This is a genomic window from Hafnia paralvei ATCC 29927 (assembly GCF_001655005.1).
GTDB lineage: Bacteria > Pseudomonadota > Gammaproteobacteria > Enterobacterales > Enterobacteriaceae > Hafnia > Hafnia paralvei.
Map to the genome: position 1 here is coordinate 18,132 of NZ_LXET01000053.1, position 21,368 is coordinate 39,499.

Genomic DNA, 21,368 nt, shown 5'->3' on the forward strand with positions numbered 1-21,368 from the left:
GGGGGCAAATGCCCCCTTCATTTTTATTTCAGTCTTTTACCTGCATCATTAACGACTTTTTCACCATCTTCTTTGGTGAAAGCCCCTTTCTGAGATTCTGGCAGGATATCCAGAACGACTTCAGAAGGACGGCAAAGTTTAGTTCCCAGTGGCGTCACTACAATCGGACGGTTAATCAGGATCGGATGTTGCAACATAAAATCGATTAGCTGGTCGTCAGTAAATTTATCATCTGCAAGACCCAGTTCCTCATACGGTTCGACGTTCTTACGCAGCAAAGCCCGGACGGAAATGCCCATATCTGCAATGAGTTTGACCAGCTCATCGCGTGAAGGTGGGGTCTCAAGGTAAAGAATAACAGTCGGCTCATTACCGCTGTTGCGGATCATCTCCAGCGTGTTACGCGACGTGCCGCAGGCCGGGTTGTGATAAATAGTGATGTTGCTCATATCAGTATCTCATTACAAAGTGAAAGAGAGACGTAGCGCCAGCGCTGCCAGCGTTACAAACAGCACAGGCAGAGTCATGACGATCCCGGTGCGGAAATAGTATCCCCAGGTGATGGTCATATTCTTCTGTGAAAGGACATGCAGCCAGAGCAGCGTTGCCAGGCTACCAATAGGTGTAATTTTCGGGCCCAGATCGCAGCCAATCACGTTGGCGTAGATCATCGCTTCTTTGATAACGCCTGTTGCAGTGCTGCCATCAATAGAGAGAGCGCCAACCAGCACGGTAGGCATGTTGTTCATGATGGAAGACAGGAAAGCCGTCAGGAAGCCAGTACCAAGCGTCGCAACCCAGAGTCCTTTATCCGCCAGTACGTTCAGCACACCTGAAAGGTATTCGGTTAGCCCAGCGTTGCGCAGACCGTAGACCACCAGGTACATCCCCAATGAGAAGATGACAATCTGCCATGGCGCACCGCGAAGCACTTTGCCAGTGTTAATGGCATGGCCTCGTTTCGCCACCGCAAACAGAATGACAGCTCCTACAGCAGCAATCGCGCTGACCGGGATACCCACCGGCTCAAGGACAAAAAAGCCAACCAGAAGAAGGATCAACACTATCCATCCGGTTCTGAAGGTTGCCAGATCTTTAATAGCTTTTGCAGGTGCTTTCAGGAGAGCCAGGTCGTAAGTCGGCGGAATATCTTTGCGGAAGAACAGATGCAGCATCACCAGCGTGGCGATAATAGCGGCAATATCCACCGGCACCATTACCGACGCATACTCAGTGAAGCCCAGCCCAAAGAAGTCTGCAGAAACGATGTTAACCAGGTTGGACACGATAAGCGGCAGACTGGCCGTATCGGCAATAAACCCGGCGGCCATGACAAATGCCAGCGTAGTACCTTTACTGAAACCTAATGCAAGCAGCATGGCGATGACAATTGGAGTAAGAATCAATGCCGCACCATCGTTGGCAAACAATGCCGCCACCGCTGCACCTAGCAGGACGATATACGTAAAGAGCAAACGGCCACGACCGTTACCCCAGCGTGAAACATGCAATGCCGCCCATTCGAAAAAGCCGGATTCATCGAGCAGCAGGCTGATGATAATCACCGCAATAAAGGTCGCTGTCGCGTTCCAGACGATATTCCACACCACCGGAATATCGCTTACATGCACAACGCCAGATATCAAAGCCAGTCCTGCGCCTAGCATTGCACTCCAGCCGATCCCTAATCCCTTCGGTTGCCAGATAACCAAAACAATGGTCAGGACAAAAATAGCGCCTGCCAGTAACATACATCCTCCTGACAGGGCGGTTCTACCGCCCTGTAAAAACAAAAAATTAACTCGCCAACTCTCTGAGTTTTTCAATACCGGCTGGCTCAGAAGCCAGTACCGGAACGAGCGCTATACGGTTAGCGTGCTGATTCTTAACAGCCTCAATCTGAGGCTGTTCCTGCTGGGCGCGCTGGCAAAGCAACGGAGAACTCGTATCCGCAATGGAAAGGCTGTTATTGATAATCCAGCCCCACGGATGAATCCCCGCACGCTCAAGATCGGACTGCAGGTTTGCCGCTTCCAGTACCGGTGTGGTTTCAGGCAGAGTGACCAGCAGGACTTTGGTGCGTTCCGGGTCCTGAAGCTGCATCATTGGGGTAGTAAAATGACCTTTACTCCCCATTTTTTTGGCAATCTCTCGGTGGTAAGCCCCGGTCGCATCAAGCAGTAATAGCGTATGCCCGGTAGGTGCCGTATCCATGACCACAAACCGTTTGCCTGCTTCACGGATTACGCGTGAGAACGCCTGGAACACCGCAATCTCTTCCGTGCAAGGAGAACGTAAATCCTCTTCGAGCAGCCGTTTCCCTGCCTCATCCAGATCCCTGCCTTTCGTCTCAAGAACATGCTGACGATAGCGTTCAGTTTCATCGTGAGGGTTGATTCGGCTGACCTGCAGATTTTTGTGGCTGCCATTCAACGTTGTACTCAGGTGTGCAGCAGGATCTGAGGTAGTGAGATGCACATCAAAACCCTTATCTGCCAAACTGACGGCGATAGCCGCAGCCATTGTGGTTTTACCCACACCGCCTTTACCCATCAGCATAATCAGACCGTGTTCACTGCGAGCGATATCATCAACCAGGCCAGAGAGCGATAAGTTTTCAGGCGTGTACTGGATGTTCGTTACCGGGAGCGGTAATGCCTCAGAACCGGTATCCAGAAGTCCCTTCAATGCTGAAACACCAACCATATTGACTGGCTGTAGTAATAGGGTATCTGTCGGTAGCCCAGATAAACCGGCAGGAAGATTTGCCAGTGCCTCCTGCTCACGTTGCCATATCGCAGCGGCCAGGGCGTCATGTTCAGCTTCGGCTTTAGGCAGCACACCATTAATCACCAGGTATTGGTTTTTCAGGCCAATTGCGGCGAGTTCTTCATGGGTGCGGGCGACTTCCTGCAGCGTAGATTTTTGCAGTCGCGCAACCAGAACCAGGCGGGTACGTTCAGGATCGGATAACGCCTCTACCGCATGAGCATACTGCTCACGCTGCTTTTCCAGCCCGGCCATTGGGCCAAGACAGGAAGCACCATCCGGGTTACTTTCAATGAAGCTACTCCAGGCACCGGGAAGCTGGAGAAGGCGAATCGTGTGGCCCGTCGGCGCTGTATCAAAAATGATGTGATCGAAGCGGGTCAGCAGGGAAGCGTCTGTCAATAAGCCGGTGAACTCATCAAACGCCGCAATCTCAGTGGTACAGGCTCCTGAAAGCTGCTCGCTGATACTGTTAACAACGTCATCAGGCAAAAGACCTTTGATAGGATCAACGATTCTGGAGCGGTATTGTTTGGCGGCTTCCTGCGGGTCGATTTCCAGAGCGGAAAGTCCAGGAACTGCTGCCACAGGGCGAATGGTATTACCGATAGCCTGATCGAACACCTGACCGACATTGGAGGCTGGGTCAGTACTGACCAGCAAAACCCGCTTACCCTGTTCAGCAAGGCGGATAGCCGTCGCGCAGGAAATAGAAGTTTTTCCTACACCACCCTTGCCGGTAAAAAACAGGTAAGGCGGGATATTCTGTAAGAATTTCATATGTCCTCCTGACATATTCAGCAACAGGAAGTATTACCACCACAGCAGCTGGTGGGAGCTAACCCTACCTTCTCCAGCGGAATACCGAACCAGCGAGCCAGCTCAGCGCGTTTTGGGTATCGCCCTGCCATCACCGTTTCACCGTCCAATAGCAGTAACGGAAGACCTTCTGCTCCAGATGCTTCGAGGAATGCTTTCGCTTTCTCATTCTGAACAAAGCTCATGGGCTGCTGCGCCAGGTTGTAACGTTCAACCTGTACACCACGTCCTTTCAGCCACTGCACATCAGCAGAAAAATCAACCAGAACCTGATCGACATCTGAGCCACATACGCCGGTACTGCAGCACATTGCCGGGTCAAACACCGTTAACGTCTTCATTCTGAATACCTCACATTTGGAAAAACATATATGTTCAGGCAAATTTTTTAGATGCAAACAGCCTTACCGCTACCAGAGCAGTTTGCCGATGCCAGCTTACGGGCGATGGCCTGTACATCGTCCTGTTGGCTTAACCAGGCCTGCTCAATCACCTGAGCAGCCCAGAATGGAATATGCGGGGATAAGCGATAATGAACCCATTTCCCCTGCTTGCGATCCAGCAATAGACCGCTTTCCCGGAGCATTGCCAGATGGCGGGAGATCTTGGGCTGCGACTGATCCAGCGCTGTACAGAGATCGCACACGCACAGCTCTCCCATCTCTCTGAGCAGCAACACGATGCCCAAACGGGTTTCATCGGAGAGGTTTTTGAAGAGTTGTAATGCTGATAATTGTGGCATAAGCCCTCCTGCTATTATCTCGCAGTTTCTCTCTATAACAGTGCAATGTCAAAAAATATATTTGAATTTCCATATATGAAAGAAGCAAAGCTTCTCTCTACGTCTAGTATGGACAGCGAGATAATCTAGAGTAACCTCTTATACTAGGAAGCCCTGAAGACATCCACAGGGCACATTCTGTTAGAGTTAATATTAAGCTGGAGGTAGCGCCCAAAGTTCTTCAAGGTTCACATCGTCGCTGCTGGGTCGATGCTGTTTCAGCAGCGGGTCAATTTTCAATATCATTGGAAGATCAAAAGCGGTTCCAGTGACTACGCAGCAGCCCTTGGCTAGAGTCGGTATGAGAGCCTTAGAACTGGAATCTAACGTGCTAATTGTATTGTCTAATAGCATAAGGTCGCGATCGTTAACCAATCGGTGTATGAAGAAATTGTGAATCTGGGAAACAATAGTAGGTGAAATATCTGCAGGCCGCTGACTAGATAGTGTGAGGTATACGCCATACTTGCGTCCCTCCTTAATTATTTCTTCAAAGAGTTCAAGCCGGTAGTCTTTCCAGATTTCATGCTCACGGGTGGACTGCTCTGACAAAATATTGTGTGCCTCATCAATGATAAGGTGCAGAGTCCGGCTTGGAGGGCTTTTAAGATTCTCTGCATCTTTATGATTTGTGTAGAAATTTTTGGCTACAAGCAGTGGCAAGATCTTTTTTATCTCATTCTTGCATTTCTTTAAAGAGATGACATGTAAGAGATGCGGAGGTTGTGGCACATCAACGATTTCAAGAACATTACGCAGAGCCGATATAGATGATTTGGCCCTAGCTAGCACCGGTTGAATGTGTTCGTATTGGGCATAGCCAAATACAACATCTGAACAGAGTTGGAGGTAGCACCGCAATATTAGTTCGTCGAATTGATCAATTCCATCTAAATTAACACTCTCATCAATAATGGGTTTGATATTCGCGTCAAATCCATTGCCATTTGAATTATAGTACGTGCCGCTGGCATGCTTAAAATACTTATCTTTATTGTAATAAATAATTCCTTTTAAATGTTCTTGAAGCAATTCGCAGTCAATCATGCGTGCAATTTCACGGCTCAAATCCAAAGCATCTGATTTCGCTTCACCTGTACTAAAAACTTTTTCAAAAACCTTTTCTACATACCTTTTGAGTGGCGTAGTTTTAAATTTTTCCTTACCAGATAGAACGCGACGCAGAAATGGCTGTTGTGTGTTCGTAGTTGCCTGAAACAAGAGGCTTAGGGTTTCGACATCCCAAAAATGAGCGCCTTCAATCTTGAATTTGTGCTTTGCTTTTTTAGAGTCCAGCACTGTGATTTGCTTATTCTTAGCTGGTAGTAGCTGATCTTCCGTGTATTCACCATTAAAATCTATGATAACGAACTGGCTCTTGTGCTGTAATGCTTGGAGCCGCTCATTAAAAAGTGTAGTATAAAGTTTAGCTAGCGTATTAGATTTACCACTCCCGGTGTTACCAAATATGCCCAAATGGCTGTTGAATAATCGCATCCATGGGAGGTTGATGGGTACATTCTCCTTGAGCATAGAGCCAATAGAAAAACCTGTTTTACCGTCCGCCCCATAAATTTTCCCTACCATAAGTTCGCTGAGTAGAGATGCCTTGTCTCGGATCATCGGCATGTACTTCACACCTTCAAAAAACTTATCATCTACTATATAACCAATGGGGCGAACATCCACTTTTCGTACATATTGGACCTTCTCGGCATCAGTCTCTAGCCTTTTCTCATCCAAAAATTCACCTTCAACAAGACAGACAATATCTATAAAGCCTCGCTGAATAGATACGTGCTCCCGAAGTGAAATACCTCTGTACTTAACTCCTCCGTAGAAAATAGTCTCATGATTGGAGTCTTCAAAAATTCGAAGGGAGATACGCACTCCACTCACTGCAATAACCTCACCTACGATGATACTCATATCAGATCCTCCTCTTCAGCTTTTAATGGAGGTTCATAAGTGTCTGGCGTGAGTGAGAAAACATATTTATTGAAATTGGTGAAGTCCATATTCATATCTTCAGCGGGCCCAATTACTTGGACGTTTTTCCAAGATTTGAATTCTTCCCGCATGCTATTTGCACTATTGTTGCTATAACAACAAATAAAAGTATGAAGTTGTGGGTTGGAGAGGGAGCGTTGGATAAGTCTGAGAATGTGTTCATCAGCAAACGAAAAGCCAAATGTTATGAGTATAGAATTTGGTTTTTCAAGCTCATAGCTTAATAGCCTGAGCATCTGGTAGTAGTGTTCTTCGAAGACAGTTTCGTAAAACTTCCACTTAGTGGGGTTGACAATAGGTAGCTTATTGTACTCCCCCCAGAAAATATCTATCTGGTCTTGACTGAATGCCAAGGATGGAATGCCTTCAGTTCTGTTGCCATCGACACCAAGAAATTCGGAATATCCATTTAAATTTCCGAGTGTCTCTTCTGTCAAAAGGTTACTAAAATCATTGCGGTAATTGACTTCAATCTTATCACCGCTTTTTGACCAGTAAACCGAACCGTGAAGATGGATAATGTTTAGCTGCGGGATGCCATAGTTGCTTCGTTCAAATACTCCAGTTTGACATTGAAACGTACTGAAGTTTTTGGAATGAAGATGCTTTGTGTGAAATCCGGAGGTACCATCATTCACCACAAAATCATGTGATCCCTTCATGAGAAGGCTGTCAGCTGTATGGGACAGGCATCCATCATAGTTTGTGGTAAAAATATTGATTTTGCGGTTGAGGTCTTTCCTTCTATCCAACAACCCCAAAAGGGTTGTTAAAAAAATCTCATAATTCTTGAGATTTTCTTTTCCTTTATTCGTTGTAACGAAACTTGGATTGAATGTCTGCACTGGAAAAATACATGTGTTGTAGTAGTGCATGAATAACGCGGTTCGCTTCTCTGGCGAGTTTTCAAACTGTGTGGCGAGCGTTTCGATCGTTTCTCGCCGTCCCTCTGCATTCTTGATGGCTAGGGACAGCGTCGGGAACAAGTCTGCTGAAGCGCCTGAGCCAATCAGTATGTTGATGTTCTTATTGTATATATCCAATGGCTGGATCGCCTCAAACATACTTACCTCCCTTATTTAGTTTTGTCTAAAATAGCATCAGTGTATAGGCAGACCAAGTTTTGACTTAGGCAAAAAATTTGTAGCAATAGCCACTATTTCTCTGGTTTTCAACTATTGCAGTTAGCAGCATATATTGAATTACATCCATCCAGACGTCTAGGTACCCAGACGAATGCAATTGCTTTTCGAGACTGCCTTTCAACATTTCAGCTTGTAATAATCCCTTCCTTGCCTAAATTACTAGTAAAATCACCATACCACTGCATCATCGCCCTCCTCCCCTCCAGATATTGAGCATGGTTATACGTTCCACGAATTGAGTTCTTATCGACGTGAGCCAGCTGTAGCTCGATCCAGGCCGAGTTAAATCCCTGCTCATGCAAAATGGTACTCATCGTGTGGCGGAATCCATGCCCTGTAACGCGTCCTGCATAGCCGATGCGCCTTACCAACACAGTCAATGCCATATCACTCATCGGTTTCTTAGGATTATTACGTCCTGGGAACAGCAACTCTCCTGCTCCCGTCATGGGTTTAAGCTGATTAAGCAGGTCAATTGCCTGGCTTGATAACGGAACCAGATGAGGTCGGCGCATTTTCATTCGCTCTGCTGGTACGTTCCAAACCTTCCGCTCAAAATCAAACTCCTGCCACTCCGCTTGCCTCAATTCCCCAGGCCTTACTCCAGTCAAAATAAGTAATTGCATCGCAATCTTAACAATCACACTACCGGCATAGGTGTTCAGAGTCCGAAGAAACTCAGGCAGTTCATCCTGGGTCAAAAAAGCATAGTGCTCTTTCTCATGGGGAGCTACGGCGCTGGCTAGATCGGGAGCTGGATTGTACTCAGCCCTGCCAGTCACAACCGCATACTTCCAGACCTCTCCACAACGCTGGCGAACCTTACGGACCTTCTCAGTTGCTCCTCGAGTTTCTATCTTTGAAAGAACAGCAAGCAACTCCATCGGTTTGATATCTTTGATTGGTCGGTGGCCGATATAAGGAAATACATCCTTCTCAAAGGTTCTCATCATCTCTTCACGATAGGAGACAGACCAGCGATCATAGCGACGCTGATACCACTCCCGAGTGATAGCCTCAAACGAGTTTTCAGCGTCCTGCTTGCGACTGAGCTTCTCCATTTTTCTTTCGAGAGAAGGATCGTTACCAGCTGCTAATGTTCTTTTAGCATCCTCACGCTTGCTTCGTGCTTCAGCTAAAGAAACAGCAGGATAAACACCAAGCGCAAGTACATTTTCCCCTCCAGGCGTACGATACTTCAGACGCCAGTATTTCTTACCGTTGGGGTTAACCAATAAGTAAAGACTCCCACCATCAGCCAATTTGTAGGGCTTCTCTTTCGGCTTTGCAGTTTCAACCTGACGAGCAGTTAACTTCATTGGGGGTACCTCTCAGCATGGGGTACAATTATACCCCCATCCATACCCCCACATTGAGCTTGACCCTGGGGGAGTATTATTGAGTTCAATAGACTAATAGAATGCTATAACTGCTGATTTATCAAGGAAAAATTGAGTTGGGTAGACTTCAGAAGACTTGAGTTTGGAGCGGGCGAAGGGAATCGAACCCTCGTATAGAGCTTGGGAAGCTCTCGTTCTACCATTGAACTACGCCCGCATCAATGTGGAGACCATTATAGCCGCTTATGTTAACCCGGCAAGCAGATAAATGCGCTAACAGCTTATAATTTAAGCAAATAGACATGCGCCATATCTCGCATAAGATAATTGAGCGTCAATCAAGCTATCCCCTCTTCCTCCGTTGGTTTGCTCGCAGAAGATCTATCAGCTCTCCCCTCAACGTTTTCCCATGGCTCTGGATGCTCAGGTGATCTTCCCTAGGCGATCACATAGATGCGCACAAAGGAAAATAAACATAGGCATAAAAAAACCTCATTAACCACAGAATGCATTAATGAGGTTTTTATTAAATTAAATCAGTACGTTGATTTATTTAATTGGACGCATTGCAGGGAACAGAATAACGTCACGGATGGTGTGGCTGTTAGTGAACAGCATCATCATACGGTCGATACCAATACCCAGACCTGCGGTTGGTGGCAAACCGTGTTCCAGAGAAGTCACATAGTCTTCATCATAGAACATTGCTTCATCATCACCTTCGTCTTTCGCACGAACCTGATCCTGGAAGCGTTCAGCCTGATCTTCCGCATCATTCAGCTCGGAGAAACCGTTACCGATTTCACGACCGCCGATGAAGAATTCAAAGCGGTCAGTGATGAACGGATTATCATCGTTACGACGTGCCAGCGGAGAAACCTCTGCTGGATATTCGGTGATGAAGGTTGGCTGAATCAGGTTTTTCTCTGCGGTTTCGTCAAAGATTTCACACTGAATACGGCCTAGACCCCAGCTCTTCTCAATTTTAATGCCCAGAGATTCAGCGATTTTGGTCGCTTTTTCCAGATCATCCAAATCTTCCATTTTAATATCAGGACGATAGTGGTTGATGGACTCTTTCATGGTCATTTTGATGAAAGGTTTGCCGAAGTCGAAAGTCTGGTCGCCGTACTGAACAATGCTGCTGCCCAGAACTTCCTGAGTCAGAGTACGGAACAGATCTTCGGTCAGAACGATCAGGTCTTTGTAATCCGCGTAAGCCATATAGAGTTCCATCATGGTGAACTCTGGGTTATGACGCGGAGACACGCCTTCGTTACGGAAGTTACGGTTAATTTCAAACACGCGTTCGAAGCCACCCACAACCAGACGTTTCAAATACAGCTCTGGAGCGATACGCAGATACATATCGATATCCAGCGCATTGTGGTGAGTGATGAATGGACGTGCAGACGCACCGCCAGGGATCACTTGCATCATAGGAGTTTCCACTTCCATGAAGCCTTTGTTCACCATGAAGCTACGAATAGCAGCCAGCGTTTTAGAACGAATGCGGAAAGTCTCGCGAGACTCTTCGTTAGCAATCAGATCCAAATAACGCTGACGGTAACGTGTTTCCTGATCGGCCAGACCGTGGAATTTATCTGGCAGTGGGCGCAGAGCCTTGGTCAGCAGACGAATTTCGGTACAGTGGATAGACAACTCACCGGTTTGAGTGCGGAAAACTTTACCGCGTGCGCCGATGATATCGCCCAGATCCCATTTCTTGAACTGGTCGTTGTACAGGCCTTCTGGCAGATCGTCACGAGCAACATACAGCTGGATGCGACCACCCATATCTTGCAGCGTCACGAAGGCAGCTTTACCCATGATACGACGGGTCATCATACGACCTGCAACAGATACCTCGACGTTCAGATCTTCGAGTTCTGCCTTATCCTTTTCGTCGTACAGGCTATGCAACTTGTCCGAAGTAGCATCACGGCGGAAATCGTTAGGGAAAGCGATCCCTTCCTTGCGCAGCGCGGCCAATTTCTCACGGCGTGACTGCATTTCATTGTTTAGATCAAGAGCCTGTTCGGCACCTTGTGATTGTTGTTCAGACATATTGTTTCCTCATAACCCGGCTTTCAAACTTGCCTCAATGAATCTATCCAGGTCGCCATCTAACACGGCCTGTGTATTACGCGTCTCAACGCCAGTACGTAAATCCTTTATGCGAGAGTCATCCAGTACATAAGAACGGATCTGGCTCCCCCAACCGATGTCAGATTTATTATCTTCCATCACTTGTTTCTCAGCATTTTTCTTCTGCATTTCGTACTCGTACAGCTTAGCTTTAAGCTGACGCATTGCCTGATCTTTGTTCTTATGCTGAGAACGGTCATTCTGACACTGGGTCACAATGTTGGTCGGAATATGGGTAATACGTACAGCGGATTCCGTACGGTTAACGTGCTGACCACCTGCACCGGAGGCGCGGTATACGTCAATACGCAAATCGGCTGGATTGATCTCGATATCAATATCGTCATCCACTTCTGGGTATACAAACGCAGAGCTAAATGACGTATGACGGCGACCACCGGAGTCAAACGGGCTCTTACGTACCAGACGATGTACGCCAGTTTCAGTACGTAACCAGCCGTAGGCATATTCACCGGAAATTTTTACGGTCGCAGATTTCAGACCAGCAACTTCACCGTCTGACTCTTCAATAATTTCAGTTTTGAAACCTTTGGCCTCAGCCCAGCGCAAGAACATACGCAGCAACATGCTTGCCCAATCTTGTGCTTCTGTCCCACCAGAACCCGCCTGAATGTCGATATAGCAATCGGCGCTATCGTATTCACCCGAGAACATACGACGGAATTCTAACTGAGCGAGCTTCGCGTCTAACTGATCCAGCTCAACGACGGCCTCATTGAAGGTCTCTTCGTCGTCAGCTTCAATAGCTAACTCCAGCAGCCCGGAAACATCATCCAGACCCTGCGTCATTTGATTAATGGTGTTAACAATTTCTTCTAGCGAGGAGCGCTCTTTACCCAGCGCCTGTGCCCGCTCTGGCTCGTTCCACACATCGGGTTGTTCAAGCTCAGCGTTGACTTCTTCTAGCCGTTCTTTCTTGGCATCATAGTCAAAGATACCCCCTCAGAACTTCTGTCCGTTCAGACAGGTCCTGAATACGGCTTTTTACCGGATTAATTTCAAACATATTTTCTTATATCTTTCGTTAAGTGTTCAAAGACGGAACCACTTCATTCCCATAAAGGAAATCCTAACCCGCCATAAAGAGACGATAGAAACAGCCTCAAAGCAGCATAATGAACGAAAAAATCGCTTATGCTCAGTTTTCGACTCTATCAAAATGCCCTTACAGAATATAGCAACTCACATCTATAAATGGCAGTCATTCCGCGCTTTTCAAGCTCTGTTGCTGCAAAATCGGACGAGGATCGACGAAACTAAAATGTGTAGCTTATTGCTGAGTCGCAGTTATTACTTTTTCTTATAAAAGAGCGATGCCTCATAGCGCTATCCAACTCGGGTTGTATGGTGGAAAGCGATTACTTCATACCGCTTGAGCTATGATGAGAACAAAAAGGGGCAGCTTGTGCTACCCCTTCTACATTACATGGATTTTTATTCGAACGCGTCAGCGCGGCCAAAGGTGTTGAATCATCAGCTGTACACTGCGGTTGCCACGATATTCGTTAATGTCCAGCTTATATGCCAGTTCAACTTCACGCACGCTGGGATCTGGCCATAATGTGGTATCCACGTTAAACGCAATTCCATCTAACAACGGACCACCACCAACGGGCTCAACCATCAGCTTTAGATGGCGCTCGCCAACCAAACGCTGTTGCAGAATTTTAAACTTGCCGTCAAACGTCGGATCGGGGAATGCCTGGCCCCAAGGGCCGCCATCGCGTAACAGTTCGGCAGTTGGTAACGAAAGCTCGTCCATCGCCAATTCACCGTCAGACCAAATCACGCCTTCCAACTGAGAGGCATCCAGCCACTCGCCCACCAGCTCAGCAAAACGCAGGCGGAACTCATCAAAACGCGCCTCTTCCAGGGATAATCCCGCCGCCATTGCATGACCACCAAACTTCATGATCAGACCGGGATTCTGTGAATCTATACGTTCGAGGGCGTCTCGCATATGCAAACCGTGGATCGAGCGTCCTGAACCTTTCAAAATGCCATCCCCCGCAGGAGCAAAAGCAATGACCGGACGATAGAAACGTTCTTTAATGCGCGATGCTAAAATACCGACCACACCCTGATGCCATTCAGGGTGATACAACGCTAAACCATACGGCATTTCTACCGTAGTGCGTTCAAGCTCACTGCAAATCTGCAGCGCCTCAACCTGCATGCCCTGCTCAATTTCACGGCGTGTGACGTTTAGGCTATCCAAATCACTGGCTAATGCCCGCGCCTGCGGCATATCTTCACACAGTAATAATTCAACGCCCACGGACATATTATCCAAACGCCCCGCGGCATTCAGCCTTGGCCCTAGCGCAAAGCCCAAATCGCTTGCCACCAATTGTCTAGCATCACGATTGGAAATTTCCAACAGTGCGCGAATACCGACTCGGCATTTTCCTGCACGAATACGATTTAATCCTTGATGAACCAGAATACGGTTATTGGTATCCAAAGCGACCACATCAGCAACCGTGCCTAACGCCACGAGATCTAACAAATCAGCCAAATTCGGTGCAGAAATACCATGTTTCTCGAACCAACCATGTTCGTGGAGATGCTTACGCAGCGCCAGCATCAGATAGAAAGCAACCCCCACACCGGCCAATGACTTGGATGGAAAGTCACAATCATTGAGGTTTGGATTCACTATGGCATCAGCTGCTGGCAGCGTTTCGCCAGGTAAATGGTGATCGGTAACTAAGACTTTAATTCCGCGATCGTGAGCGTTATCCACGCCAGCATGCGAAGAAATGCCGTTATCGACGGTCATGATCAGTTCAGCACCCATTGCCGCCGCCTGCTCGACCACTTCAGGACTTAGCCCGTAGCCATCTTCGAAACGGTTTGGCACCAGATACTGGACGTTGGCAGCCCCCATACTACGTAACGCCAACATTGACAGCGCGGTACTGGTGGCGCCATCAGCATCAAAATCACCGACGATAACAATGCGTTGATGCTCACTCAGCGCCTGATGTAACAGTTCTACGGCTCGCTCGATACCGGATAGTTTCTGGTATGAAAGTAAGCCTTTAACGCTGCGTTCTAGCTCCTGCACATTGAGAATGCCGCGATTAGCATAGACACGACGCAGAAGAGGATGGAGATCTTCGGGCAGTTCATGATTTTCCACCGCCTCACGGCGGCGGAGTTGTGTCGATACGATCAAACTTATTAACCTTTTGCTTTGCTCATTGCAGCCTGTGCATCCAACATCGCCAGCATCTCTTTAGGTCCCTGATAGCCAGGGATAACAGTGCCATCATTCAGCACGATAGCTGGGGTGCCCTGTACGCCAAATTGCACACCCAGTTCATAATGTTTTTTAATGTCAACGTTACAGGTTGCAGGCTGAGTGGATTCACCACTCAACGCGGCATCAAACGCTTTACGGCGATCGGCCATACACCAGATTGATTGCATATCTTTTTCCGCCTGCGAGCTTAAGCCCTGACGCGGGAATGCCAGATAGCGTACGGTGATACCAAGATCGTTGTACTCTTTCATCTGAGAATGCAGTTTGTGGCAGTAGCCACAGGTAATATCCGTGAAAACGGTAATGACATGTTTTTCTTTAGGTGCCTTATAGACAATCATTTCAGGCACCAACTTCTGCAAACGCCCAATGAGAATCTGGTTGGTCACGTTAACCGGTACAGCACCACTGACGTCATACATTGGACCTTGAAGGATATGTTTGCCGTCACTCGTGACATACAGCACACCGTTGTCAGTAAACACCGTTTGTAAGCCAGCCACTGGCGATGGCTGAATGTCAGCTTTTTGCACGCCTAACGTTTTCAGCGACTGTTGAATTTCTGCGTCACCTGCATGCGCGGCACCGGTGACTGAAGCCGCCAACAGAGACAACCAGATTAAACCTTTCTTCATTGCATAGTCCTTGTAATTCCCCATCGCTTCAGGCGCGAGGATGATGCTGTTGATGTAGCTGTTTCAGTCGTTCAGTGGCTACATGCGTATAAATTTGGGTGGTGGATAAATCGCTGTGTCCGAGTAACATCTGTACGACACGTAAATCAGCCCCATGGTTCAGCAAGTGCGTCGCAAAAGCGTGCCTTAACACATGGGGGGACAAACGCGAACTATCGATTCCAGCAAGCACCGCATAATGTTTAATGCGATGCCAAAACGTTTGGCGCGTCATTTGCTGCGCGCGATTACTGGGGAACAGTACATCGATTGTTTGGCCGTTAAGCAACCATGGACGGCCATATTCCAGATAATACTCAATCCAGTAAACAGCCTCTTCGCCCAGCGGAACCAGTCGTTCTTTATTACCTTTACCAATCACGCGAACAACGCCCTGACGCAAACTCACATCAGCCAGCGTCAGACCAACCAGCTCAGATACTCGCAACCCAGTCGCATAGAGAACCTCAAGCATCGCCTTATCACGCAGCTCAATCGGATTTTCTATACAGGGCGTTTGCAGCAAAGTATCAACCTGCGCTTCAGTGAGATCTTTGGGCAAGCGTTGCGGCAATTTTGGCGATGATAGCAGCGTTGTTGGATCGTCGCTGCGCATCTTCTCACGGTAAAAATACTGGAACAAACGGCGCATTGCGCTCAATAGCCGAGCTGAACTGGTCGCCTTGTAGCCACCATCAACACGCTCAGCGAGAAAATCTTGCAGGTCGGAGACCTGAGCCAGTAATAAATCAGAATGATGATGCGCCAGCCATTCGGCCAGAGACCGAAGATCTAGGCGATAAGACGCCAGCGTATTTTCTGCCAAATTACGCTCTAGCCACAACGCATCCAGAAATTGTTCTATCAGTGCCTGATCTTGCTCGTGCACCGCTTACTCCGTTTTATATAAAGGCTCAAACTTAGGTTTAGTGTGCATTATGCCTGATACGGATTCAAATCTGATACACTCTGCTGTTATGTATTTGTAACCCGATGGCAGCGAATTCCCCCCCAGTCAATGCGGGGGGTGTTAGCGTCCCTCGTATCCCCCAGTTGCCGGCTTGCCGCAGCTCGAATGTTTTTGGGTATAACTATGAAGATAGGTCTTTTTTACGGCTCCAGCACGTGTTACACCGAAATGGCCGCTGAAAAAATCCGCGATATTCTCGGCACCGAGTTAGTCGATTTGCACAACATCAAAGATGTGCCGATCCAACGGATGGAGGATTACGATATTTTAATCCTTGGTATTCCGACCTGGGATTTCGGTGAAATTCAAGAAGACTGGGAAGCGGTCTGGGACGCGCTACCTAGCCTGAAATTACAAAACAAAATCATCGCTATGTATGGCATGGGCGATCAGCTCGGCTACGGTGAGTGGTTCCTAGACGCACTCGGCATGCTACACGATCGTTTACTGCCGCTCGGCGTACAGTTTGTGGGTTACTGGCCAACGGAGGGCTACGAATTTACAAGCCCTAAACCTGTTATCGATGACGGTAAACTCTTTGTCGGGCTGGCACTAGATGAGGCCAACCAATATGATCTAAGCGATCAGCGACTTGAGCAATGGTGCGAACAGATCATGTTAGAAATTGCTGAACTGCTGTAAATCACGTCCCAACAAAAATGCCCGATAGAAAACCTCGGGCATTCTTTGTTAAGCATCATGACGCATCTGCATTAAACTGCGTCGCAAATGAGACCACGCTTCTGGCGTCAGGCTATCTGCTGCAATCCACAAACGCTTTCTTTTATCCTGATCCTTCAAACTCTTCAACGGTAGCAAAGCGCCAAAATCACTGATCCACGGCGTCTTACATAGCTCCCATTCTTGGTGCTGCCACCTAATGCGATTTTCCGCCAGAAAATTCAACTCTCCCTGAACCTTAGCAATCTGCTTCTGGCTGCGAATACTTTCAAACACCACTAATGTCAGCAAAATGAGCCAATAAATACTGTAGTTTTCCGGCCAAGGAGCTAACAAAATCAATAAAACCAGAGTGCCATGCGTCACCAACAGTAATAGTTGTGTACGCCATGACACCCGCACATCACAACGCCATTGGTCCACGGTCTTTGTTTCGCGTTTGAATGAGTTTAACCATATGCGCCAATTCAGGATCTTTTGGTGAGCCGTGATTCATTAGCCAATTAAAAAGATCGGGATCGTCGCACTCAAGTAAGCGTACAAATGTCTGCTTGTCTATGTCACTCAGTGAATCATACTCATGTTCGAAAAACGGCATAATAGAGATATCCAGTTCACGCATCCCACGGCGACACGCCCAATGAATTCGTGATTTATTTTCTATATCCATGATTTACCGACTCCTGATCAGTTAGTCTTATTCTTATCATTAATCCTGTAAGACACCCCATATCATACTGGGTTCCCAGCCTCTACAAGATGCCGAGGCTCTATTTTAGCGCGATTCAGGCCAAGATTTAGAAAATAGGTTCACAAACTGACATATTTATTAGCGCATTATGTACCAAAGCGAGCCTTTAACATTGGAAAAAGTAGGGGTTTCATCGAAACTCGGAATTCTCCCCTGCTCTGACCACTCCTCTATTCATATGCATTTCTGACTCTATTTTTATCGCCATGGTGCAATATTTCCGTTTGCAATCCTACCGCCCTCTCTTAACATGGACGAATTCCATTTCGGAACGGCATTAGTAGGGAACCATCATGACTTTGAACTCTCTTTTCGCACCGCGCCAACCTGTTGCTTCAAGCCACCTTCCACTAACGATTATGCTACTCAACGATTGGCAGTTGGTGAACGTAACAGGCCCTGACGCAGGTAAATATTTGCAGGGACAATTAACGGTGGACGTCGCCGCGCTGACTGAGCAAGAGCACACCCTGTGTGGCCACTGTGACGCAAAGGGAAAAATGTGGAGCGATTTACGTTTATTCCACCGCGCAGAAGGTTTCTCTTATCTGCTTCGTCGCAGCGTCGCGGAGAACCAAATCGTTGAACTAAAGAAATATGCCGTGTTCTCCAAGCTCACTATCGCTGCCGACACTGACGCCGTCGTTCTTGGCGTTGCCGGCTTTAAAGCCGCCTCTGCGCTTGCCCCCTTGTTCTCACAACTGCCTGACTCGACAACGCCGGTGGTTGCTCATGAAGAGACAACATTGCTGTATCTAGCCCAGCCAGATGATCGCTACCTAGTGATTACATCAACCTCGATGGCTGAAGCGCTGGTTGAAAAGCTTCAGGGCAGTGCCCAATTTAACGATAGTCAGCAATGGGTTGAACTGGATATCGAAGCGGGACAGCCCGTTATCGACGTAGAAAACAGCGGCCAACTGATTCCACAGGCGACTAACCTTCAGGCTCTGAATGGCATCTGTTTCAAAAAAGGCTGCTATACCGGACAAGAAATGGTGGCTCGAGCTAAGTATCGTGGTGCCAATAAACGCGCACTCTATTGGCTGCAAGGCTCTGCAAGTCGAGTTCCGCAGGCTGGCGAAGATTTAGAGCTTAAGCTAGGTGAAAACTGGCGCCGTACAGGCACTGTACTCACTGCAATCCAGCTTAACGACGGCATTCTAAATGTTCAGGCCGTGTTAAATAACGATTTGGAAGCCGACAGCGTACTGAGAGTACGTGATGATGAAGGCGGCATGCTGACCATTCAGGCATTGCCGTATTCATTAGTAGAGTAAGATTTTTTATCGGTCGTTTATGGGGCTACTGTGTAATGTTGCGCACACTGGCCGTTTATGGGGCTACTGTGTAATGTTCCGCCCGCCTGTTTTATACCGAGCTTCATTGATACACCGATGAAGGCGTACGGGCAGAGACCACCAGCGCGTGGTCTCTGCACTCGCGCGCTTTTATCCGAGATGCCATCTCCGCTCCGGTTTGGTATCGCCCATCCAGGGCGCCCCAAACTCCGCCGATACATCCCTGTATCGGCGGCTCTCCCTACCAAGACTTAAACAATTAAAAAGACACAAATAAAACAATACTGCTGTGTCTTTTTCATATTGAATGGAATGCATGATAGAACCGCCATCAGGGAAGATGGCGGTAGGTCGAGGGCGTACAGGATGTGCGCTTCGAGACCGGTCGGTCAAACGACGCGGTAAAAAAGCGCGAGAGTCGAGAGGTTACGCGCTGGCAACCTCTCGTCGGACGCCTACACCAGCGGTGTCATGGAAAAGTAGATACTGACAGGCGGACGAAACCTTTCATAGTTCTAACATAAAGGCTCAACTGCAAGACTCAGCAACCCGTACTCATCCTTTTTATGCACTCTCCCTCGCATATTGTGCCGCAGCCAAAAACAACTCATGATCCGGTCGAATCCCGGTATACAACACAAACTGTTCGACCGCTTGAATCGCAAACACCTCTGCACCGCTGATAACGGTTTTGCCCTGCGTCTTGGCGTAGCGGATCATTGGCGTTTCCGATGGCAGTGCGACCACGTCAAAAACCACGTTTGCGGAGTTGATTTCATCTTCGCTGTAGGCAAATTTATCGGCGTCAGCGCCGCCGCTCATGCCAATTGGCGTCGCGTTAATTAATACCTCGGCGGTAACACCTTGCATATCTGCGCGCCATTCATAGCCATATAACGCGGCCAATTGCTGACCCGTCTTTTCATTTTTAGCCACGATAGAGCCACGCTTAAAACCAGCATCTTTCAACGCACAAGCTACGGCTTTCGCCATACCGCCACTACCACGTAAAGCAAAAACCTGATCATTAGACACCGCATACTGTGCCAACAGTTGCGCAATCGCCAAATAATCGGTGTTATAGGCCTTTAAATGACCATCAGTATTAACAATGGTATTAACTGAATCAATCGCCTTAGCGGATGCATCCATTTCATCGACTAACGGGATCACATCCTCTTTAAACGGCATCGAGATCGCACATCCACGTATCCCCAGCGCACGAACGCCGCCTATAGCCGCCTGAATATCTTTGGTCGTAAATGCTTTGTAGAGGTAGTCCAGATCCAGTGCATCGTAAAGATAGTTATGGAAACGAGTCCCAAAATTACTTGGCCGCGCCGCCAGCGACATACAAACCTGCGTATCTTTATTTAGGTATTTGGTCATGTAACAAAGCCTCTTCGCCAAGGGTGAATATGAGTGAAGCCGCAGAGATGCGCCCGTATTGAGGACTATCATGGACTAAAACAGGGAAGGTGAAAATGGCTGAATATCTTCTCTCTGGTTCCTCTTTTATAGCAAACACTGCGACTCACCAGAACGCAAAAAAAGGAGCCATAAGGCTCCTCTCTCTATGCATATTGGCAAAACTTAGAAGTTATAACCCGCAACCAGGTAGTAACCCCAGCCGGTGGATTTCACGTCAAAGTTACCTTTACCGAAGTTCAGTTCAGTGCCGTCGTTCCACTGTCCGCCATTATGGAAATAACGCGCAACGAAGGAATAGTGCCAGTGATCGTAGTTCAATGCCAAAATGTGGCTGGAGGCGATAGAGTTGCTGGTACGAGTACGCTTGCCATCGATGTTGCTGTAGCCAGAGTCTTTGCCCAGATCAGACCCCCAGTCAAAGTTGGTAAAACCGATGTAGCTCAGGTTGCCGCCCAATACTTCGGTGATTGGCACGAAGTATTTAACTTTGAAGCGGTAGCCATCCCACTCGTTTTCGTTAGACGCATTGTAGTTCTGCCATTGGTATTTGGCATATACGTTCATGGACAGGCTCATTGGTAGGCCGGTATCGATATCGGTACCCAAACCCATATACCACGTGCTCTGGCGGTTATCGCTGTTACGACCCATATCGTAGATATAGTTGTTCGCGAAGTACCACTCTTTAAATGGACCAAAGCTCAGGTCGGTGCCTGTCAATTTATCAATAGAGAAACGTGGTTCAATTTCCATGAACAACGGTGAACCGTGGTTCCAGATACCGCGAGAGGTGCTGTCACCGCCGAAGAACATTGGCGCATCCACGTAACCGTAGAAGTCGAACCAATCTTTCTTGGCAAAAGCTTCATATTCTAAGTAGGTATCGTCACGCAATTGTGGTCCGAAACGCGTATGAGCACTGCCCACGACGTTAACGCTCTGGTGCCACCAGTCAGAAAGATATTCGCTGTTGTTGTCTGCTGCTACAGCAGTAACGCTGCTTGAAAGCGCAAGCACGGTGCCTGCAGCTAAAATTATTTTTTTCATAATATTGCTACTTACCTTAAGCAAGATTCCCTGCCAGGGGAAAGACCCATGTAAACATCACCACAAATAGCCATCAATTGATCAACAACCCAGCTTTCTGGCTGAGTGTATTATAGAAATCATTGCTCACAAAAATCTGTGATCTAGGAATACATTCTTAAATACGTAATCGATTGCGTTCACGTTTGCGGTAAAAAAATTCGGAGGGATTC

At 47.7% G+C, this 21,368-nt stretch carries 19 protein-coding genes and 1 tRNA gene; 2 read left to right on the forward strand and 18 right to left on the reverse strand.

Annotated features, from left to right (window positions below; all coding sequences use genetic code 11):
* Positions 1 to 23 precede the first annotated feature (23 nt).
* The 14 genes from arsC to xerD all read right to left on the reverse strand — a co-directional run bounded on the left by arsC (position 24) and on the right by xerD (position 15,864).
* Positions 24 to 449: a glutaredoxin-dependent arsenate reductase gene (gene arsC / locus M988_RS16760; protein WP_000065761.1), complete on the reverse strand. Its 426-nt coding sequence runs from the start codon at positions 447 to 449 to the stop codon at positions 24 to 26.
* A gap of 12 nt (positions 450 to 461) precedes the next feature.
* Positions 462 to 1,751 carry an arsenite efflux transporter membrane subunit ArsB gene (gene arsB, locus M988_RS16765; protein ID WP_016538086.1) on the reverse strand — a complete coding sequence of 430 codons (1,290 nt, stop codon included), beginning with the start codon at positions 1,749 to 1,751 and terminating at the stop codon, positions 462 to 464.
* Between the two features lie 46 nt (positions 1,752 to 1,797).
* Positions 1,798 to 3,549 (reverse strand): arsenite efflux transporter ATPase subunit ArsA, encoded by a 1,752-nt coding sequence (gene arsA / locus M988_RS16770; protein WP_016538087.1) that lies wholly within the window; start codon positions 3,547 to 3,549, stop codon positions 1,798 to 1,800.
* Positions 3,550 to 3,566: 17 nt separating this feature from the next.
* A complete protein-coding gene (gene arsD / locus M988_RS16775; RefSeq protein WP_000855179.1) occupies positions 3,567 to 3,929 on the reverse strand; it encodes an arsenite efflux transporter metallochaperone ArsD in 363 nt (120 codons plus the stop codon).
* Positions 3,930 to 3,976: 47 nt separating this feature from the next.
* Positions 3,977 to 4,330 carry an As(III)-sensing metalloregulatory transcriptional repressor ArsR gene (gene arsR, locus M988_RS16780; RefSeq protein WP_001135895.1) on the reverse strand — a complete coding sequence of 118 codons (354 nt, stop codon included), beginning with the start codon at positions 4,328 to 4,330 and terminating at the stop codon, positions 3,977 to 3,979.
* 192 nt (positions 4,331 to 4,522) lie between these two features.
* A complete protein-coding gene (locus M988_RS16785) occupies positions 4,523 to 6,298 on the reverse strand; it encodes an ATP-binding protein (protein ID WP_000022894.1) in 1,776 nt (591 codons plus the stop codon).
* A complete protein-coding gene (locus tag M988_RS16790; RefSeq protein WP_000460992.1) occupies positions 6,295 to 7,443 on the reverse strand; it encodes an SIR2 family protein in 1,149 nt (382 codons plus the stop codon). Before M988_RS16790 ends, M988_RS16785 begins: the two co-directional genes overlap by 4 nt.
* Before the next feature lie 206 nt (positions 7,444 to 7,649).
* Entirely contained in the window at positions 7,650 to 8,843 is a 1,194-nt protein-coding gene (locus M988_RS16795) for a tyrosine-type recombinase/integrase (RefSeq protein WP_000778549.1), read from the reverse strand.
* A gap of 164 nt (positions 8,844 to 9,007) precedes the next feature.
* Positions 9,008 to 9,081: transfer RNA gene (locus tag M988_RS16800), tRNA-Gly, on the reverse strand.
* A gap of 332 nt (positions 9,082 to 9,413) precedes the next feature.
* The gene (gene lysS / locus M988_RS16805; RefSeq protein ID WP_004093230.1) at positions 9,414 to 10,931 is read right to left on the reverse strand and encodes a lysine--tRNA ligase; all 1,518 of its coding nucleotides are present in this window, start codon (positions 10,929 to 10,931) and stop codon (positions 9,414 to 9,416) included.
* Between the two features lie 9 nt (positions 10,932 to 10,940).
* Positions 10,941 to 12,039, reverse strand: a protein-coding gene (gene prfB, locus M988_RS16810) for a peptide chain release factor 2 (protein ID WP_096079952.1) whose coding sequence is annotated in 2 segments (ribosomal slippage) — positions 10,941 to 11,963 and positions 11,965 to 12,039 — 1,098 coding nt in all. Because the reading frame shifts where the segments join, the coding sequence is not laid out codon by codon here.
* A gap of 441 nt (positions 12,040 to 12,480) precedes the next feature.
* Positions 12,481 to 14,214, reverse strand: a complete 1,734-nt coding sequence (gene recJ / locus M988_RS16815) for a single-stranded-DNA-specific exonuclease RecJ (protein ID WP_008815047.1) — start codon at positions 14,212 to 14,214, stop codon at positions 12,481 to 12,483.
* Between the two features lie 5 nt (positions 14,215 to 14,219).
* Entirely contained in the window at positions 14,220 to 14,936 is a 717-nt protein-coding gene (dsbC, locus tag M988_RS16820; protein ID WP_061059193.1) for a bifunctional protein-disulfide isomerase/oxidoreductase DsbC, read from the reverse strand.
* A 28-nt stretch (positions 14,937 to 14,964) separates the two neighbouring features.
* Positions 14,965 to 15,864 (reverse strand): site-specific tyrosine recombinase XerD, encoded by a 900-nt coding sequence (xerD, locus tag M988_RS16825; protein ID WP_061059194.1) that lies wholly within the window; start codon positions 15,862 to 15,864, stop codon positions 14,965 to 14,967.
* A 204-nt stretch (positions 15,865 to 16,068) separates the two neighbouring features.
* Between xerD and fldB the strand changes: the two genes are divergently transcribed.
* On the forward strand, positions 16,069 to 16,587 hold the full coding sequence (gene fldB, locus M988_RS16830; RefSeq protein WP_061059195.1) for a flavodoxin FldB: 519 nt from the start codon (positions 16,069 to 16,071) through the stop codon (positions 16,585 to 16,587).
* A 48-nt stretch (positions 16,588 to 16,635) separates the two neighbouring features.
* On the opposite strand, the gene M988_RS16835 is transcribed toward fldB, so the two are convergent.
* Positions 16,636 to 17,049 (reverse strand): protein YgfX, encoded by a 414-nt coding sequence (locus tag M988_RS16835; protein WP_064575055.1) that lies wholly within the window; start codon positions 17,047 to 17,049, stop codon positions 16,636 to 16,638.
* Positions 17,030 to 17,296: an FAD assembly factor SdhE gene (gene sdhE / locus M988_RS16840; RefSeq protein ID WP_064575061.1), complete on the reverse strand. Its 267-nt coding sequence runs from the start codon at positions 17,294 to 17,296 to the stop codon at positions 17,030 to 17,032. The genes M988_RS16835 and sdhE overlap by 20 nt, the downstream gene beginning before the upstream one ends.
* Positions 17,297 to 17,670: 374 nt before the next feature.
* Between sdhE and ygfZ the strand changes: the two genes are divergently transcribed.
* A complete protein-coding gene (gene ygfZ, locus M988_RS16845) occupies positions 17,671 to 18,657 on the forward strand; it encodes a tRNA-modifying protein YgfZ (protein ID WP_064575063.1) in 987 nt (328 codons plus the stop codon).
* A 585-nt stretch (positions 18,658 to 19,242) separates the two neighbouring features.
* Here ygfZ and M988_RS16850 read toward each other — a convergent pair.
* Together M988_RS16850 and M988_RS16855 are read right to left on the reverse strand one after the other, a co-directional pair.
* Positions 19,243 to 20,067, reverse strand: a complete 825-nt coding sequence (locus M988_RS16850; RefSeq protein WP_064575065.1) for a shikimate 5-dehydrogenase — start codon at positions 20,065 to 20,067, stop codon at positions 19,243 to 19,245.
* Positions 20,068 to 20,271: 204 nt separating this feature from the next.
* On the reverse strand, positions 20,272 to 21,156 hold the full coding sequence (locus M988_RS16855; protein WP_004846922.1) for a nucleoside-specific channel-forming protein Tsx: 885 nt from the start codon (positions 21,154 to 21,156) through the stop codon (positions 20,272 to 20,274).
* Positions 21,157 to 21,368 lie beyond the last annotated feature (212 nt).

Coding starts and splice junctions, on each gene's coding strand:
- arsC (WP_000065761.1), bottom strand. CDS start 449: ATGAGCAACATCACTATTTATCACAACCCGGCCTGCGGCACGTCGCGT.
- ygfZ (WP_064575063.1), top strand. CDS start 17,671: ATGACTTTGAACTCTCTTTTCGCACCGCGCCAACCTGTTGCTTCAAGC.
- fldB (WP_061059195.1), top strand. CDS start 16,069: ATGAAGATAGGTCTTTTTTACGGCTCCAGCACGTGTTACACCGAAATG.
- M988_RS16790 (WP_000460992.1), bottom strand. CDS start 7,443: ATGTTTGAGGCGATCCAGCCATTGGATATATACAATAAGAACATCAAC.
- sdhE (WP_064575061.1), bottom strand. CDS start 17,296: ATGGATATAGAAAATAAATCACGAATTCATTGGGCGTGTCGCCGTGGG.
- arsA (WP_016538087.1), bottom strand. CDS start 3,549: ATGAAATTCTTACAGAATATCCCGCCTTACCTGTTTTTTACCGGCAAG.
- arsB (WP_016538086.1), bottom strand. CDS start 1,751: ATGTTACTGGCAGGCGCTATTTTTGTCCTGACCATTGTTTTGGTTATC.
- M988_RS16850 (WP_064575065.1), bottom strand. CDS start 20,067: ATGACCAAATACCTAAATAAAGATACGCAGGTTTGTATGTCGCTGGCG.
- dsbC (WP_061059193.1), bottom strand. CDS start 14,936: ATGAAGAAAGGTTTAATCTGGTTGTCTCTGTTGGCGGCTTCAGTCACC.
- M988_RS16855 (WP_004846922.1), bottom strand. CDS start 21,156: ATGAAAAAAATAATTTTAGCTGCAGGCACCGTGCTTGCGCTTTCAAGC.
- M988_RS16795 (WP_000778549.1), bottom strand. CDS start 8,843: ATGAAGTTAACTGCTCGTCAGGTTGAAACTGCAAAGCCGAAAGAGAAG.
- lysS (WP_004093230.1), bottom strand. CDS start 10,931: ATGTCTGAACAACAATCACAAGGTGCCGAACAGGCTCTTGATCTAAAC.
- arsD (WP_000855179.1), bottom strand. CDS start 3,929: ATGAAGACGTTAACGGTGTTTGACCCGGCAATGTGCTGCAGTACCGGC.
- M988_RS16785 (WP_000022894.1), bottom strand. CDS start 6,298: ATGAGTATCATCGTAGGTGAGGTTATTGCAGTGAGTGGAGTGCGTATC.
- arsR (WP_001135895.1), bottom strand. CDS start 4,330: ATGCCACAATTATCAGCATTACAACTCTTCAAAAACCTCTCCGATGAA.